6 protein-coding genes are annotated in these 4438 nt (G+C 70.9%); all 6 read left to right on the forward strand.

The features are described from left to right. Positions 1-409 (forward strand): NUDIX hydrolase (locus Q8814_RS24595; RefSeq protein WP_330154582.1); only part of this gene is annotated, 409 nt, incomplete at its 5' end. Positions 410-413: 4 nt separating this feature from the next. Beyond that, positions 414-1331: a site-specific tyrosine recombinase XerD gene (xerD, locus tag Q8814_RS24600; protein WP_330154583.1), complete on the forward strand. Its 918-nt coding sequence runs from the start codon at positions 414-416 to the stop codon at positions 1329-1331. A 137-nt stretch (positions 1332-1468) separates the two neighbouring features. After that, positions 1469-2425, forward strand: a complete 957-nt coding sequence (locus tag Q8814_RS24605; protein WP_408015982.1) for a ParA family protein — start codon at positions 1469-1471, stop codon at positions 2423-2425. Between the two features lie 3 nt (positions 2426-2428). After that, positions 2429-3286, forward strand: a complete 858-nt coding sequence (locus Q8814_RS24610; RefSeq protein WP_408015983.1) for a segregation and condensation protein A — start codon at positions 2429-2431, stop codon at positions 3284-3286. A gap of 92 nt (positions 3287-3378) precedes the next feature. Continuing rightward, positions 3379-4011, forward strand: coding sequence for an SMC-Scp complex subunit ScpB (gene scpB / locus Q8814_RS24615; protein ID WP_330154587.1), 633 nt, complete (start codon positions 3379-3381; stop codon positions 4009-4011). Between the two features lie 10 nt (positions 4012-4021). Continuing rightward, a partial coding sequence (locus tag Q8814_RS24620; RefSeq protein WP_330154584.1) for a S4 domain-containing protein occupies positions 4022-4438 on the forward strand: 417 nt, incomplete at its 3' end.

The raw sequence follows: 4438 nt of genomic DNA on the forward strand, positions 1-4438 counted from the left end.
GCCTGCCGGGCTCCTCGACGAGCCCGGCGCGGCGCCGCTGCGCGCCGCCCGCCGCGAACTCGCGGAGGAAACCGGTCTGGCGGCGCAGGAGTGGGACGTGCTCGTCGACATCGCGCTGTCTCCGGGCTTCACCGACGAAGCGGTGCGGGTCTTCGCCGCCCGCGGACTGAGCGTCGTGGACCGGCCCGACCCCGAACACGAGGAAGCCGACCTCGAGGTCCACCGCGTGCCGGTGGACGAGGCCGTGGCCATGGCACTGCGCGGGGAGATCGTCAACGCCACCGCCGTCTCCGGGATCCTGGCGCTCGCCGCGGCCCGCGCCGGCACGGTCGCCCTCCGAGCCCCGGACGCACCGTGGCCGGACCGGCCGGGCACCTTCGCCCGCACCCGGACCGAGCACGCGCGTTGATCCGGTGTTGACGCGGCAGGTCGAGGCGTCTCTCGACCACCTCACCGTCGAGCGCGGCGCCGCGGCGAATACCCTCGCCTCCTACCGCCGTGACCTGACCCGCTACATCGACTATCTCACCGACCGTGAGATCACCGATCTCACCGACGTCCGGGAAGAGCACGTCGAAGGCTTCGTCGCCGCGCTGCGACGCGGCGATCCCGACCGGGACCGGCCCGCACTGGCCACCGGCTCCGCCGCTCGGGCCCTGATCGCCGTGCGCGGCCTGCACCGCTTCGCCGCCGGGGAAGGACACACCGCCGTCGACGTCGCCCGCGCCGTCAAACCCCCCGCGCCCGGTCGGCGGCTCCCCAAAGCGCTCACCGTCGACCAGGTCTCGGCGATACTCGATGCGGTCGGCGGAGGCGCCGACGCGCCGCGCGGGCTCCGCGACCGGGCGTTGCTCGAAGTGCTCTACTCGACCGGGGCCCGCATCTCCGAGGCGGTCGGGCACGACATCGACGATCTCGACACCGACACCCGCCCGGTGCTGCTGCGCGGCAAGGGCGGCAAGCAGCGTCTCGTCCCGATCGGGCGGCCCGCCCTCGCCGCGCTCGACACCTATCTCGTACGCGGCCGTCCGGCCCTGTCGGCCGGGCACACCGCCGCGCTGTTCCTCAACGCCCGCGGGGGCCGGCTGTCCCGGCAGAGCGCCTGGCAGGTACTGCAGACCGCGGCCGAACGCGCCGGTATCGCCGGTGCGGTGTCGCCTCACACCCTGCGGCACTCGTTCGCGACCCACCTGCTCGACGGGGGCGCCGACGTCCGCGTGGTGCAGGAGTTACTCGGGCATGCTTCTGTGACGACAACGCAGATATACACCCTGGTCACCGTCGGTGCGCTTCGTGAGGTATGGGCCGGCGCCCACCCCCGCGCCCGCTGAACACCGCCGCTCGGACGCGTGTCCGTGCACGCAACCCGGCGGGAAAGCGGTAGCGTTTCGATGACAGATCGCTTCGCCGGAGCACCGCCCGGCGTGAGAAAGAACATCACGGTCGCAGAACAGGGGGAGTACCGAACGTGGGCACACCTCGGCCGCTCGCCACGGACACGGCGCGGACATACCCGTTCGCGCTGTCCGCCACCCCCTCCTCTCCGGACGAGGGTGAGCAGGCGCACACCATCAGCTACGACGACAACGAGCTCGGCCCCACCGGCCGGCCTCGCCGGCACGTCCCGGAACCGCAACCCCTGGCCTCGCACGGACCCGCGAAAATCATCGCGATGTGCAACCAGAAGGGCGGCGTCGGCAAGACCACCTCGACCATCAACCTGGGCGCCGCACTCGCCGAACAGGGACGCCGGGTGCTGCTCGTCGACCTCGATCCCCAGGGCGCCCTGTCCGCCGGACTCGGCGTCGCCCATCACGACCTCGACCTGACCGTCCACAACCTGCTCGTCGAACCCCGCGTCTCGGTCGACGACGTGCTCATGCGTACCCACGTCGAGAACCTCGACCTCCTGCCGAGCAACATCGACCTGTCGGCCGCCGAGATCCAGCTCGTCTCCGAAGTCGGCCGCGAACAGGCCCTCGGCCGCACCCTGTACCCGGTGCTCGACCGCTACGACTACATCCTCGTCGACTGCCAGCCGTCGCTGGGCCTGCTCACCGTCAACGCCCTGGCCTGCGCCGACTCGGTGCTCATCCCGATGGAATGCGAATTCTTCAGCCTCCGCGGGCTGGCCCTGCTCAACGACACCGTCGCGAAGGTCCGCGATCGGCTCAATCCCAAACTCGCCCTCGCCGGCATTCTGGTGACGATGTTCGACGCCCGCACCCTCCACGGCCGCGAAGTGATGTCCCGCGTCGTCGAAGTCTTCGGTGACCTCGTCTACGACAGCGTCATCGCGCGCACCGTCAAATTCCCCGAAACCAGTGTCGCCGGCGAACCCATCATCACCTGGGCCCCCAAATCCGGTGGCGCCGAAGCCTACCGATCGCTCGCCCGCGAAGTCATCCATCGGACCGGCCGCTGACCCGTGCACACCCCCACCCCGGACACGGCACCGCCGGCGTCCGACGGACCCACCCTCGACCACGGCAGCCCCGAACCCGCAACCGGCTTCCATGTGCGGCTGCGCAACTTCGAAGGCCCCTTCGATCTGCTGCTCACCCTCATCTCGCAACGCCGCCTCGACGTCACCGAGGTCGCCCGCCACGTGGTCACCGACGAGTTCATCGCCTACACCCGGCAACTCGGCCCGCTCCTCGGCCTCGATCAGACCACCGAATTCCTCGTCGTCGCCGCCACCCTGCTCGACCTCAAAGCCGCGCGGCTGCTGCCCTCCGGCGACGTCGACGACCCCGAGGACCTCGCCCTCCTCGAAGCCCGCGACCTGCTGTTCGCGCGGCTCCTGCAGTACCGCGCCTACAAACAGGTCGCCGAACAGTTCGCTGCCCTCGAAGCCGCCGCGCTGCGCCGCTATCCACGGGCGGTCTCCCTCGAACCGCACTACGAGAACCTGCTTCCCGACGTGGTCCTCGGCGTGAGCGCACAACAGTTCGCCGAGATCGCCGCCGCCGCATTCCGCCCCAAACCGGTCCCCACCGTCGGACTGGACCACCTGCACGTGCCCACCGTGTCGGTCCCCGAACAGGCCGCCCACATCCTGTCGGTCCTCGAGACCCACGGCGCCGGCCACTGGGTGAGTTTCGAGACCCTCATCGCCGACTGCGACCAGGGCCTGCTCATCGTCGCCCGCTTCCTGGCCCTGCTCGAGCTCTACCGCGAACGCGCCGTCACCTTCGACCAACCGGATCCGCTCGGGCCCCTGCAGGTCTCCTGGACCGGGCGGGGCGACCCCGCCGCCACCGACTTCGAGGAGGACTACGGATGAGCGACGCCACGACCGGCCTTGCCTCCCACACGGCACCGGACACCGACCGGGGACCGGAACCCGACCGCGCCTGGGACGGCGAACTGCTCGAGATGACCGACGACGAACTCACCGCCGCCCTCGAAGCGCTGCTTCTCGTCGTCGACACCCCCGCCTCCACCCCGCAACTCGCCGCCGCCATCGGCGTGACCGCACCCCGCACCGAGTCCGCCCTGCAACAGCTGGCAGCGGACCTGACCGCGCGCGGCTCCGGCATCGACCTGCGCTACGCCGGCGACGGATGGCGCTTCTACACCCGCCGCGACTTCGCGCCCTACGTCGAAAAGCTCCTCCAGGGCGGGGCCCGCACCAAGCTGACCCGCGCCGCTCTCGAAACCCTCGCCGTCGTCGCCTACCGCCAGCCCGTCACCCGCAGCCGGGTCAGCGCGGTGCGCGGCGTCAACGTCGACGGCGTCATGCGCACCCTGCTCGCCCGCGACCTCCTGGCCGAGGCCGGTACCGATCCCGACACCGGCGGCACCCTCTATGTGACGACCGAACTGTTCCTCGAGCGCCTCGGACTCGCGTCGCTGCAGGATCTGCCGGCCGTCGGGCCGCTGCTGCCCGACGTCGATGTGATCGACGACATCACCGAGAGTCTCGAGTCGGACCCACGATTTGAGAGAATGGGAAAGAACGCGCGTCCCGAGCACCTCTCGACCGCGGAGTTCGACCCAGAGAACTGACAGGAACAAAGTGAATACACCCGCTCGCCGTGATGGCACACCGGACCGCAAACGCAACACCCCCCGCTCCGCGAAACCGCAGAGCGCCGGCCGTTCGAATCCCGAACGCCGCGCCGACCCCCGCCGGTCGGAAGCTCCCGCCGCGGAGCCCACCAAGAAGCCCCACCGCAAGGGCGGCACCCCCCTGAACAAGCGCGGCCGCCCGGCCGCCGCCAAGCCGAAGGCCAAACGCCCCGCACCGGTTCCCAAGATCAGCAACGCCAAACCCGCCCGTCACCAGCACAGCGACGCCGGCCCCACCCAGCTCCCCGCCGGTGAAGGCGTGCGCCTGCAGAAGGTCCTCGCCCAAGCCGGTGTCGCATCCCGCCGCGCCGCGGAGGAACTCATCGCCGCCGGCCGCGTCGAGGTCGACGGCAGCATCGTCACC

The organism is Rhodococcus chondri (assembly GCF_036327435.1).
In the GTDB taxonomy this organism is placed as follows: Bacteria; Actinomycetota; Actinomycetes; order Mycobacteriales; family Mycobacteriaceae; genus Rhodococcus; species Rhodococcus chondri.